Raw genomic sequence first — 13,361 nt, 5'->3', positions numbered from 1 at the left:
ACGGCGGAGGCGAAATCGATGCCGCCACGCAGCGGCACGGACATGCCGATCGGCCCATTCAGCTTGACCACGGCAATGGTCACGCGCGGGCTCCATTCGGGGTCGAGACGCTTGCGGAAGGCGGCGGGAAGCAGAGAGACAATCAGTTTTTTCATGTCGGCTTTCAAAGAGGCTGATCGAGCAATAGCGGCGCGCCATGGCGCAGAATGTCTTCGGCGCGCTCGGTGAAGCGCCCGTCGCGGCCATGCAGCACAAGCCCCGGCCTGAGCGTCAGCGGCGCGCGCGAACCGCGAATGCCCCGCACGATCACGCGCGAGGCAGGCTTGCCTGCCGCGGGCCAGAGCGGAAATACCTCGATGCCGCCAACATGCCCTTCCAGCGCGACAAGTATCTGCGAAAGCGCATCGGCGCGATGCACGATGCTCACCGTGCCCTTGGGCCGCACCATGACACAGGCAAAGCGCACCCAGTCGGCAAGGTCGGAGCCGAGCGTCATATGCGCCCGGGCCTTGCCCGCATCGGGCGGCAGAGTCGAGGCCGCCGCATCGTGAAAAGGCGGGTTCATGAAAACGTGGTGCCAGCTCTGGGGTTCGAGCCCCAATGCGGCAAGATCGCGCACCCGGGCGCCCACATCGCCCTCATGAAACGAAACCCTGTCGCCGAGGCCGTTGCGCCGCGCGTTTTCCTGCGCCACCCGCGCAAGTTCCGGCTGCAGTTCGAGCCCCGCGATAACGGCGTCAGACACACGGGCCGCAAGGCAGAGCGAAGCGACGCCGACGCCTGAACCTGCCTCAAGCGCATGCTCCCCAAGACGCGCCGGCACGGAGGCCGCCAGCAGGACGGCATCGATCCCCGCGCGATACCCCTTCGCCGGCTGCAGAAGATGCAGGCGCCCGCCAAGAAAGCCGTCATCTGTATAGGCGCTCGCGAAAGAAGCCTCTGCCGCAGGCGCCTTTTCCGCAGTCTCGTCCGGCAATCGGTTCATGTCTTCCGTCCGTTCACCGGCGCTCATACACCTTCGCCGACATCGTCGAGAATGCGCCGCGCCGCCTCCAGATCCTCAGGCGCAACCATGATACGCCGCGGCAGGACGCCGAGCGAGCCCTCCACAATGCTCATATGGGCATCGAGAACCAGCGGCTCTATGCCCGCCTCGCGAAGCCGGTGCTCCAGATAGGAGATGAGCACGATATCGTTTGTTCGAATCAGCTCTTCCATGTCGCTCAATGTCCCCGTTTTCGCATGGTCACATGGCAGGAGCGGCATAGCCGCCACACTTGCCGCAGGAGTAAGGCCCACTTATGCTGCAAAAGAGGCTAACACAGTCCGGGCCTGTAGTTTCCCGGCCTGCATTCTTCAGGAGTAAAAATTGGGCGTCGTTGTCCCCCTCGAGGACGAACGCGCACGGAGCCAGAACGCCGTAGCGCAGTTGCAGGCCCTCGTGCGTGAGGACATGGAAAACGTGAACGAATTCATCCGTGATCGGATGGCTTCGGACGTTCCCATGATTCCCGAACTCGCCAGCCACCTCATCAATTCCGGCGGCAAGCGGCTCCGGCCGATGCTGACGATCGCGGCCTCGCGGCTCTGCGGCTATGAAGGCACGGACCACATCAAGCTCGCGGCCAGCGTCGAGTTCCTGCATACGGCGACGCTCCTTCACGACGACGTGGTGGACGAGAGCGATCTGCGCCGTGGCGCGAAGACCGCGCGCATGCTCTGGGGCAATCAGGCGAGCGTGCTGGTGGGCGACTTCCTGCTCGGCCGCGCCTTCCGCCTGATGGTCGAGACGAAAAGCCTTCGCTCGCTCGAAATCATTTCCAACGCCGCGGCGATCATCGCCGAGGGCGAGGTGATGCAGCTCGCCGCCGCAAAGGACACGGGCACAACCGAAGACGCCTATATGCGCGTCATCGCCGCCAAGACGGCGGCCCTCTTCGCCGCCGCCGCGGAAATCGGCGCGGTCGTCGCCGCACGTGGCGCGGGTGAAGCCGCCGCCCTCGAATCCTATGGCCGCAATCTCGGCATCGCCTTCCAGCTCGTCGACGACGCGCTCGACTATGGCGGCCGTGCCGCCTCGCTCGGCAAGAATGTCGGAGACGATTTTCGCGAGCGCAAGATCACGCTGCCGGTCGTCCTCGCCTTCCGGCGCGGCGGCAAGGAAGAACGCGCTTTCTGGGAACGCACGCTGCGCGAAGGCGACCAGCGCGATGGCGACCTCGAACACGCACAGGGACTGATGGCGAAGCACGGCGCGATCGAAGACACGATCACGCGCGCCCGCCATTATGGCGCCATCGCCAAGGACGCGCTCGCGATCTTCCCCGAGAACGCCTATTCGGGCGCACTTCTCGATCTGGTCGATTTCTGCATCAGCCGTACCTACTGAGGCTCGCGCCTCAGCCTGCGGCGACCCACCAGCCGGGCCGCGCCAGCGCGTCCGCCGCGGCCCGCGCCTCGCCCTCATTCGCATAGATGCCGAAGCATGTCGCACCCGAGCCCGACATGCGCGCGAGGCGGCAGCCCTTCGTCGCGCCGATCGCCGTGATGACGTCGCCGATCACCGGCGCGATGCGGCGCGCTGGCGGCTCGAGATCGTTGCCATGCGCGCCGAGCCATGCGACCAGCCCATCCAGCGACGACGCGGTCGGCGGCTCCGTTGCGGCAGGATCATCGGCGAGCATCGGCGCGGCGAGGGCCTTGAAAACGGCGGCAGTCGGCACTGCAATGCCCGGATTGACCAGCACGAGCGTAAAATTCGGCAAGCCATCGAGCCGTTCGATCCGCTCGCCCAGCCCGCGCATGAAGGCCGGCCGCGCATCGAGACAGACGGGCACATCCGCGCCGAGCGAAAGCGCAAGCGCGGCGAGGCGCCCCTCGTCGAGTTCGGCGTTCCAGAGACGCGCCAACGCCCGAAGCGTCGCCGCCGCGTCCGCAGAGCCGCCGCCGATGCCGGAAGCGACCGGAAGATTCTTTTCCAGATGAAGATGCGCGCCCGCCTCGCGCCCCAGTTCGCTTGCGAGAAGACGGCACGCGCGGAGCACGAGATTGTCGCCCTCGCCTTCCAACGCGGCGCCGAACGGACCCGAGAGATCAAGCTCGAGATCGTCGGCGGCTCCTGCCGTGATCACGTCGCCGGTCTTTGCGAAGACGACGAGGCTTTCGAGTTCGTGATAGCCGTCGCCGCGGCGTCCCAGCACACGCAATGAGAGATTGACCTTCGCCGGCGCAAACTCCCCGACCGTTGGCGCGGCGCCCATGACGTCAGGAACCGGCGGGTGCAGTCTCGCGCGGCACGGCGCGTTCGGCGGCGTCGAGGCCAAGTTCAAGCTTGCTCTTGAGCAACGTGATGCGGTTCTGCTCGGGCTTCATGTCGAGCGAATGGCTCCACTGGAAGCGCGCCTCGATCTTCCGGCCCACTTTCCACAAGGCATCGCCCAGATGCTCGTTGATGGTCGGATCGCCCGGCTCAAGCTCGACGGCACGCTCCAGATATTCGGCCGCCTTCGGATAATCGCCGAGGCGATAGAGCGCCCAGCCCAGACTGTCCACGATGAACCCGTCATTGGGCCGCAGCTCGACGGCCTTTTCGATCATGGCCAGCGCTTCCTTGAGGTTGCGCCCCTGCTCAATCCAGGAATAGCCCAGATAGTTGAGCACCAGCGGATGTTCGCTCGAAAGCTTCAGCGCCGTCTTCAGATCCTCCTCGGCAAGCGGCCATTTGCCGAGCCGTTCGTTGCAGATGCCGCGCGCATAATAGATCGTCCAGTGCGAAGGATCCGGCTTTCCGGCAAGCGCCAGCGCGCGCGTATATTCGAGCGCGGCTTCTGCATATTTTTCCTTGCCGCGATATATGTCGCCCAGCGCGATGATCGGCTCGACCGCCTTCGGATTGTCGGCCTGCGCCTTGCGCAGCACGGCGGCGGCTTCGTCCTGCCGGTCCAGCTTGTCGAGGTCCAGCGCCTTCTGAATCTGCGCATTGCCGTAGAGCGGCGAGTCCTTGTCCACCGCGTTATAGATGGCGATGGCGTCGGCCCAGCGCTTCTTCTGCTCGTAGTTGTCGGCAAGCAGCGTCCGCGCAACGTCGAAATCGGGGCGCATCCAGATTGCGAGCTGCAGATAGAGCGGCGCGACGTCGTTGGTTGCATCCTGCGCCAGCGCGCTGCCAAGACCGTAAAGCGCCTCCGCGACGCCTTCGGCCGCGTTGGCAACGAGCGGCCGGACCGGCTTGCCCGAGTTCAGCTGCTTCAGGGCGCTTTTCACCAGCGGGTGATCCGGCGCCAGGGTGGCATATTGATCGAGGGCAGCGCGCCCCTCGTCGATGCGGCCCTGCCGGGCGAGGAAGCTCGCATAGGCCTGAACGATGCGGATGGACGTGCCGCCGCTCGCCTCCATGGCGGTGCGATAGGCGGCTTCCGCCTTCTTGGCGTCGCCGAGCAGATCGGCGATCAGCGCCTCATGATAGGCGCGGAAGAGACCGAAGGCGGGCTTGCCTTCGAAGGCTTTCAGCTTGTCGAGCGCCAGCGTCTCATTGCCATCGCCGGCCGCTGCCCAGGCTTCGGTGAGCGAGCCGACAAGCGCGATAAAGGCTCCCTGTTCGGCGCTGCCGATTTCCTTCTGCGCGTCCTTGTAATTGCCGTCCCTGATGGCCGCGAGAGAGAGCACGAGGCGCGCCAGCCGATGATCCGACACGAGCTTGACCAGGCGCCGGGCGAGCGTAACCGAGCGCTCCATGTCGCCGCCATTGAGCGAGACCATGAAGGCCCGTTCCAGAATGACCGGATTGTTCGGCTCGGCATCGAGCGTGCGGTCGAAATATTTGTCCGCAATCTTCGTTTCGTGCTCGCTGCCCGCGAAGCGCGCGGCGAGATAGTCGCCATAAGTCGCCTCACGGCCGTCGCCGCCCTGCAGGCTCGCGCAGCCCTGAAGAAAGACAAGTCCAAGCAGCGCCACAGCGCCGGCCACCCGGCGAGGCAAACCCAGGTGGCGAGTGGTGCTCCGAGACACCTCCGGAGCCATGAAGATGGACGCCATTTAACGCCTTGCCTCTGAACAGGCGAGCCCTGGCTTTGCCAAGGCCCTGCCGAATCCGCGCTCAAAACCACCCTTGCAGGCACACAAAGGCCGGCGACCCACTCAGGGCGCGCCGGCCCCTTTGTTCGTGAGCTTAACGCATTCGTCGCGCTTGCGATATGAGCGGCGTAAGGATCGCCGATCACATATTCGGATAATTCGGCCCGCCGGCGCCTTCCGGAACCGTCCAGGTGATGTTCTGCGTCGGGTCCTTGATATCGCAGGTTTTGCAGTGGACGCAGTTCTGGGCGTTGATCTGGAAGCGCGGATTGGACCCGTCGGCTTCCCGCACAACCTCATAGACGCCGGCCGGGCAGTAGCGCTGCGCGGGTTCGTCGAAAGTCGGCAGGTTGTAGGCGATCGGAATCGCCGGATCCTTGAGCTTCAGATGGACCGGCTGGTCTTCTTCATGGTTGGTCGCCGACAGGAACACCGAGGAAAGCTTGTCGAAGGAGACCTTGCCGTCCGGCTTCGGATAATCGATCGGCTTGCACTCCGACGCCTTCTTCAGCGACTCGTGGTCCGGCTTGCCGTGCTTCAGCGTGAAGGGCAGGCCGAGCCCAAGATTGTTCATCCACATGTCGAGGCCGCCCAGCGCCATGCCGACGATGGTGCCGAAGCGCGACAGGAAGGGCTTCACGTTACGGACGCGCTTGAGGTCCTTGTAGACCGAGCTGTGCTCGTAAGCTTCCGTATAGGCCGTGAGTTCGTCGGCCTGACGTCCCGCCTTCACGGCGTCGAAGGCCGCTTCCGCGCCCATCATGCCGGTCAGCATGGCGTTGTGGCTGCCCTTGATGCGGGGCACGTTGACGAAGCCCGCCGAGCAGCCGATCAGCGCGCCGCCCGGGAAGGTGAGCTTGGGCACGGACTGGAAGCCGCCTTCGGTGATGGCGCGCGCGCCATAGGCGATACGCTTGCCGCCTTCCAGCGTCTCGCGGATCGCCGGATGCTGCTTGAAGCGCTGGAACTCGTCGAAGGGCGAGAGATAGGGGTTCTTGTAGTTGAGGTGGACGACGAAGCCCACCGACACCAGATTTTCGCCGAAGTGATAGAGGAACGAGCCGCCGCCGGTCGCATTGTCGAGCGGCCAGCCGAGCGTGTGCTGAACCTTGCCCTTCTTGTGCTTGGCGGGATCGATTTCCCAAAGCTCCTTGAGGCCGATGCCGAACTTCTGCGGCTCGCGGCCCTCGTCGAGCTTGAACTTGCGGATGAGCTCCTTCGAGAGCGAGCCGCGCGCGCCTTCGGCGAACAGCGTGTACTTCGCGCGAAGCTCCATGCCGCGCGTGTAGCTGTCCTTCAGCTCGCCATCCTTGCCGACGCCCATGTCGCCCGTGGCGACGCCGCGCACGCTGCCGTCCTCATTGTAGAGAACCTCGGCGCCCGCGAAGCCCGGATAGATCTCGACGCCGAGCTCTTCCGCCTTCGTCGCCAGCCAGCGCGAAACGCTGGCGAGGCTGACGATGTAGTTGCCGTGATTGTTCATCAGCGGCGGGTAGAGGAAGCTCGGAATGCTCAGGCTGCCGGACGGCCCGAGAACGATGAAGTGGTCGGAGGTCACGGGCGTGTCGATGGGCGCGCCCTGTTCCTTCCAGTCGGGGATCAGCTTGTTGAGGCCGATCGGATCGATGACCGCGCCCGACAGGATATGCGCACCGACCTCGGAGCCCTTTTCGATGAGGCAGACCGAGATGTCGAAGTCCTGCTCCGCCGCCAGCTGGCGCAGGCGGATCGCAGCCGACAGGCCGGCCGGGCCGCCGCCGACGACGAGAACGTCGTATTCCATATATTCGCGTTCAGGCAGCGGTTCGCTCATCACAATATCTCCTGGGACCGTCGGGGCCTCTATATGCGGGCACTTTATGGTGCTTCGTATCTGATTGGTCAACAAGTCGGGAGGGTCGTGCTAGTCTGTGCCCCACCCTGTTCAAATCCGATCCAGCAGAGCCTTAACCTTATGCCGCAGTTGGGGAAACCTTCCGGTCCTCTGACGCCTGAAGAGGCGGCGGCCCTGCTCGCCTTCTATGTGGAGGCCGGCGTGACCGAGGCGCTGGCTGACGAGGCGGTGGACCACTACCAGCTCCCCGCCCAGACGGTCGCCGCCGAACCCGCGCCGGCGGCCCGGCAACAGGCGCCGTCCACCGAGCCCCGCCGCGCTCCGATTGCGCGCGCGGAAGCGCCCGAACCTCTCCGCGCCAATCCGCCGACAACGATCCCGCTCGAAGACAAGCAAGCCGTCTCGAGCGCGCGGGCGCTGGCCGCAAGCTGCCGGACGCTCGACGAACTGAAGGCCGCGCTCGCCGGTTTCGAGGGCTGTGCGCTGCGCTACACGGCCAAGAACCTCGTTTTCGCCGATGGCAACCCCGAGGCGCGCATCATGCTGGTGGGCGAAGCGCCGGGAAAGGACGAAGACCAGGCGGGACTGCCCTTCGTCGGCCGTTCGGGCCAGTTGCTCGACCGCATGCTCGCCTCGATCGGCCTCGACCGCACGACGGTCTATATCGCCAACACCCTCCCCTGGCGGCCACCGGGCAACCGCGCCCCCACGCCCGCCGAACAGGCCATCTGCGCCCCCTTCATCGAGCGCCAGATCGAATTGTCGAAGGCGGAAATCCTGGTGCTGGTCGGCGGCGTCTCGGCCAAGCAGCTTCTCAATACCGATACCGGCATCATGCGGCTTCGCGGGCGCTGGTCGAGCTATCGCGCGGGCGACCGCGAAATCCCGGCCCTGCCGATCTTCCACCCGGCCTATCTGCTGCGCCAACCCGCCCAGAAGAGGCTCGCCTGGCGCGACCTCATTTCGTTGAAGGCGCGGATTGATTCCCTGCCGCCGCGCGATTGAGCCGAAAACTCTTCGCACTCGCAAAAAGATTCAACTCATGCGTGCTTGTGAGGGGTATCTCCACAGCTAATATGACTCCCCATGAATAAGGGGGTGTCTCAAAACGATGCGATCCTGTCGCAAGGCAGGATCGCTGCATGTGGGGCGTATGGCCGTCGGCTTGCCGGCGCCGTCGCTCTCGTTTTCGGCTGCCTCGTCGCCATCCCGGCTCTACCCACGGTTGCCGCAGCCGGTACGCTCGGGACGTTGAGCCTCGGCGAAGCCGCGCCGAAGCCCGCCGCCGCTCCCCAGCCCGCCAGCGCCCGCATCTGGAGCCCCGAAGTGCTCAGCGGCGCGGACCGCGAGCGCTATCTCACGATATTCGCCGCCCAGACACGGGCCGACTGGAAGAAGGCCGACAAGATCGCGGCCACGCTCTCCGACAGGCGGCTGATGCCTTACGTCCTTCAGCAGCGCTATCTCGACCCTCGCGCGAAGGCGAAATACGCCGACCTCAAGGCCTGGATGGCCAGTTATTCGGACGTGCCGGGCGCCAGCAGGATTTTCGCGCTGGCGATGAAGAAGAAGCCGCACAAGGCAGCCGCACCCGAACGCCCGGCGGTGCAACGCTTCCGCCAGCCCGCTCATGCCCTCTATTCGGTCGACGACGGCATGGAGATCGTCAATTCCGAACGCTTCGCCAAGATCGACGCGCGTGTGCGCGAGATGGTGCGCGACCAGAAGGCCGCCGACGCCCTCAACTATCTGAAGTCGACCTCGGCACGCATGGCCCTCACCGATGTCGAATATGACAAGGTGATGGAACGCGTCGCCTGCTCATTCTTCATCGAGAACGACAATGAGCGCGCCTATCAGGTCGCGAACGAAATCGCGGACCGCCATGCGCGGCAGATCCTGCTGGCGGACTGGTATGCGGGCCTCGCCGCGTGGCGCATGGAGCATTACGCCGATGCGGCGCGGCATTTCGAGCGCCTCGCACGGTCCACGAGCGTGGCGGACTGGTCGAAGGCCGCGGGCGGCTTCTGGGCGGCGCGCGCCTATCTCGCCAACCGCCAGCCTGCGCGCGTGGCCGCGATGCTCGAAACCGCCGCCGACACCGGCGCGACTTTCTATGGCCTGCTTGCTACGCGGCAGCTTGGCCGCGAGCCGAGCTTCACATGGGTCGAACCCAAGCTCGACCGTGCGGCCTATGAAGCCCTGATTGCCGATCCCGCCGTTGCCCGCGCCGTGGCGCTTGCCCAGATCAACCGCCGCGACCTCGCCGAGCAGGAACTCGTACGCGCCCATGGCTGGCTCGATCCGTCGCTTGACGGCGCCCTCATCGCGCTTGCCTCGACATTCGATCTCTCTGCCGTGGAGCTTCAGGTCGCGAGCGCCGCCAACCTGCCGCCCCTTCGCCCGGAGAATGGCCAGATCGCGATCAATTCGGGGCTCTTCCCCGTGCCCGACTATCGCCCGGCGGACGGTTTCCGCGTCGACCGCGCGCTTTTCTTCGCCTTCATGCGGCAGGAGAGCAAGTTCCGCCCGGACCTCACCTCGCCCGCAGGCGCGCGCGGCCTGATGCAGATCATGCCCGGCACTGCGAGCCACATCAGCCGCGACACGACGCTTGCCAGCGCCAACAAGGACAAGCTTTTCGACCCGTCCTACAATCTGGCGCTCGCCCAGCAATATCTCGAAACGCTGATGAATTCCGCCGAACCGCGCGGCAATCTCTATATGCTGACGACGGCCTATAATGGCGGCCCCGGAAATCTGACCCGCTGGCTCGACAGCATCAACTTCAAGGGCGATCCGTTCCTCTTCATCGAGAGCATTCCGGCGCCCGAGACGCGCGGCTATATCGAGCGCGTACTCACGAATTTCTGGATCTATCGCGCAAGGCTCGGCCAGCCGCTTCACTCTCTCGACACCAGCGCCTCCGGCGACTGGCCGCTTTACGACACCGCAGAATCCCCGGACGGATCGCTCTCGCTGCGCTGAGCAGTGCGCGCCGCCCCATCCATGTCGCAGTAACCACGAAAGGCACCCCCATGCCTGGCATCGACACGTCACGCTCCTTCATTCCGCTGAACATCGCCGTCATGACGGTTTCCGACACCCGCACGCGCGAGACCGACACGTCGGGTGACGTGCTCGCCGAACGCATCGAAAAGGCGGGCCATCATCTCGCCGACCGCGTCATCGTCACCGACGATCTGCAGATGATCCGCAATCAGCTTCGTACCTGGATCGCCGATGCGGGCGTCGACATCGTGATCTCGACCGGCGGCACTGGCCTCACCGGCCGCGACGTGACGCCGGAGGCTTTCAAATCGGTCTATGAAAAGGAGATCGACGGCTTCTCCGCGATCTTCCACCGCATCAGCTATGAGAAGATCGGCACCTCGACCATTCAGTCCCGCGCCACCGCAGGCGTCGCGCATGGCAAATATCTCTTCGCCCTGCCCGGCTCGCCGGGCGCCTGCAAGGATGGCTGGGACGAGATTCTTCAATATCAGCTCGACAATCGCTACCGCCCCTGCAACTTCGTCGAAATCCTGCCGCGCCTGCAGGAACACAAGTAAGATGCAGGCTTGATCCCGCTCGCCGCGCGCTTCAATCTGTATGAAAGCCGGCGGACAGGCTCGATCACACGGGACAGGAACAATGTTCAAGGAATTTCGCGACTTCGCCCTGAAGGGCAATGTGCTCGATATGGCGGTCGGCATCATCATCGGTGCGGCCTTCACCGGCATCGTCACCTCGCTCGTCAATGACGTCCTCATGCCGCCGATAGGCGTGCTTCTGGGCGGCGTCGACTTCTCGAACTACTTCCTCGCGCTCACCATGGACCACGCGCCCGCCTCTATCGAAGCGGCGAAGACAGCCGGCGTTCCCGTGCTCGCCTATGGAAAGTTCATAAACGCCCTGATCAATTTCACGATCGTGGCATTCGCCCTCTTCATCGTGATCCGCCAGATGAACAATCTGAAGAAGCGCATCGCGAAGGGCGAGGAAGCGGCGCCTGCCGTCGAGACGCCGCGCCAGGAAGTGCTGCTGGAAGAAATCCGCGACCTGCTGAAGGCGCGCGGCTAGTCACGCGCCAATACGTAGAAGACGTAGCCGTATTCGCGGCGCATCTCGGCGATCTTTTGCCGCATCGGCGTGCAACCGAATGAAGCTCCCTACCAGCCATTGCGCGGCAGTCGTCTCTCATCAACGTGACATGAGCGCGAATACACCCCAGCCCAGGTATTCACGGGCATATGTGACGTAGCGGCCGGGCGCCGAGGTCAGTTCGGCTCGAACATCCTTCGCGAAGTCATCGTCGGAATTCGTTTCGAGCCATCGGCGCATCGTGAGCCACTTGGCCGCCTCATACCTGTCCCAGCTGTCTTGGTTTGCCAGAACCATTTCCACCACGTCGTAGTCGAGGTTGCCGAAAGACGCGAGAAGTTCCGGAAGCATGAGAAAGTCCGAGATGGAACCGGCGCGGCATCCCTTCGCGACCTCTTCTGTCGGCGGCAATTGCAGCCAGTATGGCTCGCCGACGAGGATGATCCCTCCCCTGCGGAGACTCTTCGTGAGAAGCTCGATGGTGCCAGCAACTCCCCCACCGATCCAGGTGGCGCCGACACAGGCTGCCACATCGACCTTTTCGTCGGCGACGTAGCCGGCGGCGTCTCCGTGAACGAACTCGACCCGATCGGCGACGCCCAGTTCGTCGGCGCGGATTTTCGCCTGTTCGGTGAACAACTGGCTCATGTCGATTCCGACGCCACCGATTCCGTAATCGCGTGCCCAGGTACACAGCATTTCGCCCGAACCGCTTCCGAGGTCGAGCACCCGGGCTCCCGGTTCCAAGCGCAACGCAGCGCCGAGAGTGGCGAGCTTTTCCGGTGTGAATGGATTGTGGATGCGATGAGCACTTTCGGTAACGTTGAATATCCGTGGAATGTCCACTGCAGAAACTCCCTTGTATGCATGGCATTGCGCCTGGGTGCCGCTGGAATGGGGCGCAGTGCGAAAGGCTTCAATGACGAGTTTGCTGATTACCGGAATGTCGCCAGGGCTTTCATCGCTTATCAGCATCATTCCACCGCGCATAGTCTTCAGCCGTATCGATGTCCGAAAGCCGGTCGAGCATCGCATGGCCAAGGCCCGCATGGGCCACATTTGCGAGAGTGTCCGCCAGCGCGCGCTCGCTCGACCAGCGCACATGCCCGAAAATCTCGACGACGCGCGGACGTCTCCGCAATCCCACCAGCCAATAGCCGCCATCCTCCGCCGGACCGAACACGGTATCGGCACGTCCCAGCGCGTTGAACGCCTGCGCGACGTGGCGGGCCTGAATGTCCGGAATATCGCAGCCGATGATGACGACGGGGCCCGGCGGCAAATCGCGCATGAGGCACCCCATGCGCTGCCCGAGATCGCCCTCCCCTTGCGCGATGCGCGGCAGGTGCGCGGGCCAAACGCCACTTTCATGCACGGACCTGTCAGGCGATAGCGCAAGCACGGTCTGCCAGCGCGGATCGGTGCCGACGCGGCGGAGAAGATCGAAGGCCGCTCCGCGATAGAAGCGCATGGCTTCGACGGCGCCGATGCCCCTTGCGAGCCGCGTCTTCACACGGCCCATGCGCGGCGCCTTCGCCATCACGACGAGCTGGCGCTTCAGCGACATTCAGGAATAGATGCGCGCGATCACGCGCGGCGGCACACGCAGATAATATAACGTGAGACAAAGCGCGTTGCGGGCAATGCGCCGCGCGAAGCCGTCGCGCACATAGCGCTCGGGGCTCGTCACCGCGCGGCCACGAAGCATCACGAGCCTGCGACGTCCGATGCGGCGAACGAGATCGACGTCTTCCATCAGCGGCATTTCGCGATAGCCGCCAATCTTGTCATAGAGACGACGGTTCACCAGCAGCCCCTGGTCGCCATAGGGAAGCTTGAAGAGCGCGCAGCGCAGCGCCACCGCCTGCTCGACGAAACGCGCCGCACCCGAAAAATCATCCAGCGTAAAGCGAAAGGCGGCGGCGAGTTCCGGTCCGCGGAACCGGCCATTGCCGATCTGCTCGAACAGCTTTTCGACTTCGCTTTCCCAGCCGGGCTGAAGCACCGTGTCGGCATGAAGAAAAAGAAGCCAGGTCCCCTTGGCCGCCTTCGCACCGGCGGCAAGCTGGCTTCCGCGACCGCGGGGCGCGCGGATGAACTTCGCGCCCGCCGCTTCCGCAATCTCCGCCGTCTCGTCGGTCGAACCGCCATCGGCGATGACGACCTCGCGCACGGTTCCCCGCACGGCCGCAGGCACCAGCGCGGAAAGCACGCGCGGCAGGCTCGTCTCGGCGTTCAATGTGGGAATGACAACACTGATCATGCGTTGGCCATCATAGCTGTTGCGTGTGCGAAGGCGAGACAAAGAGCGGTAATGTTCTTGTTATGTTCTCTCTTTTGCGCTAGTTTT

The 13,361-nt window shown here is 64.4% G+C and carries 13 protein-coding genes; 5 read left to right on the top strand and 8 right to left on the bottom strand.

Translation table 11 applies throughout. The features are described 5' to 3' along the window. Nucleotides 1–163: 163 nt before the first annotated feature. A complete protein-coding gene (locus ABFC66_RS12260; protein WP_346741249.1) occupies nucleotides 164–1,012 on the bottom strand; it encodes a methyltransferase in 849 nt (282 codons plus the stop codon). After that, nucleotides 1,009–1,218: a DUF2007 domain-containing protein gene (locus tag ABFC66_RS12255; RefSeq protein WP_346741248.1), complete on the bottom strand. Its 210-nt coding sequence runs from the start codon at nucleotides 1,216–1,218 to the stop codon at nucleotides 1,009–1,011. The genes ABFC66_RS12260 and ABFC66_RS12255 overlap by 4 nt, the downstream gene beginning before the upstream one ends. A 151-nt stretch (nucleotides 1,219–1,369) precedes the next feature. On the opposite strand from ABFC66_RS12255, the gene ABFC66_RS12250 reads away from it, so the two are divergent. Next, nucleotides 1,370–2,389, top strand: coding sequence for a polyprenyl synthetase family protein (locus tag ABFC66_RS12250; RefSeq protein ID WP_346741247.1), 1,020 nt, complete (start codon nucleotides 1,370–1,372; stop codon nucleotides 2,387–2,389). Nucleotides 2,390–2,399: 10 nt separating this feature from the next. Here ABFC66_RS12250 and ABFC66_RS12245 read toward each other — a convergent pair whose 3' ends face one another. The 3 genes from ABFC66_RS12245 to ABFC66_RS12235 all read right to left on the bottom strand — a co-directional run bounded on the left by ABFC66_RS12245 (nucleotide 2,400) and on the right by ABFC66_RS12235 (nucleotide 6,886). After that, entirely contained in the window at nucleotides 2,400–3,260 is an 861-nt protein-coding gene (locus ABFC66_RS12245; protein ID WP_346741246.1) for a 4-(cytidine 5'-diphospho)-2-C-methyl-D-erythritol kinase, read from the bottom strand. Between the two features lie 4 nt (nucleotides 3,261–3,264). Beyond that, nucleotides 3,265–4,953 (bottom strand): tetratricopeptide repeat protein, encoded by a 1,689-nt coding sequence (locus ABFC66_RS12240; RefSeq protein ID WP_346741245.1) that lies wholly within the window; start codon nucleotides 4,951–4,953, stop codon nucleotides 3,265–3,267. Between the two features lie 262 nt (nucleotides 4,954–5,215). Further along, nucleotides 5,216–6,886: an electron transfer flavoprotein-ubiquinone oxidoreductase gene (locus ABFC66_RS12235; protein ID WP_346741244.1), complete on the bottom strand. Its 1,671-nt coding sequence runs from the start codon at nucleotides 6,884–6,886 to the stop codon at nucleotides 5,216–5,218. 141 nt (nucleotides 6,887–7,027) lie between these two features. On the opposite strand from ABFC66_RS12235, the gene ABFC66_RS12230 reads away from it, so the two are divergent. From ABFC66_RS12230 to mscL, 4 genes are all read left to right on the top strand, one after another. Continuing rightward, entirely contained in the window at nucleotides 7,028–7,912 is an 885-nt protein-coding gene (locus tag ABFC66_RS12230) for a uracil-DNA glycosylase (RefSeq protein ID WP_346741243.1), read from the top strand. 93 nt (nucleotides 7,913–8,005) lie between these two features. Continuing rightward, a complete protein-coding gene (locus tag ABFC66_RS12225; RefSeq protein ID WP_346741242.1) occupies nucleotides 8,006–9,895 on the top strand; it encodes a lytic transglycosylase domain-containing protein in 1,890 nt (629 codons plus the stop codon). A gap of 50 nt (nucleotides 9,896–9,945) precedes the next feature. Further along, complete coding sequence (moaB, locus tag ABFC66_RS12220; protein ID WP_346741241.1) at nucleotides 9,946–10,479, top strand: molybdenum cofactor biosynthesis protein B; 534 nt, start codon at nucleotides 9,946–9,948, stop codon at nucleotides 10,477–10,479. Between the two features lie 82 nt (nucleotides 10,480–10,561). Continuing rightward, nucleotides 10,562–10,990, top strand: a complete 429-nt coding sequence (gene mscL / locus ABFC66_RS12215) for a large conductance mechanosensitive channel protein MscL (protein ID WP_346741240.1) — start codon at nucleotides 10,562–10,564, stop codon at nucleotides 10,988–10,990. Between the two features lie 120 nt (nucleotides 10,991–11,110). Here mscL and ABFC66_RS12210 read toward each other — a convergent pair whose 3' ends face one another. The 3 genes from ABFC66_RS12210 to ABFC66_RS12200 are packed head-to-tail and all read right to left on the bottom strand — an operon-like array spanning nucleotide 11,111 to nucleotide 13,274. After that, complete coding sequence (locus ABFC66_RS12210) at nucleotides 11,111–11,989, bottom strand: class I SAM-dependent methyltransferase (protein WP_346741239.1); 879 nt, start codon at nucleotides 11,987–11,989, stop codon at nucleotides 11,111–11,113. After that, on the bottom strand, nucleotides 11,970–12,578 hold the full coding sequence (locus ABFC66_RS12205) for a TIGR04282 family arsenosugar biosynthesis glycosyltransferase (protein WP_346741238.1): 609 nt from the start codon (nucleotides 12,576–12,578) through the stop codon (nucleotides 11,970–11,972). Before ABFC66_RS12205 ends, ABFC66_RS12210 begins: the two co-directional genes overlap by 20 nt. Next, on the bottom strand, nucleotides 12,579–13,274 hold the full coding sequence (locus tag ABFC66_RS12200; RefSeq protein ID WP_346741237.1) for a TIGR04283 family arsenosugar biosynthesis glycosyltransferase: 696 nt from the start codon (nucleotides 13,272–13,274) through the stop codon (nucleotides 12,579–12,581). Between the last annotated feature and the right edge of the window lie 87 nt (nucleotides 13,275–13,361).

Origin of the sequence: Parvibaculum sp. (genome assembly GCF_039680535.1) — a bacterium.
Lineage (GTDB): Bacteria > Pseudomonadota > Alphaproteobacteria > Parvibaculales > Parvibaculaceae > Parvibaculum.
This window is presented reverse-complemented; position numbering and strand designations above follow the sequence as displayed.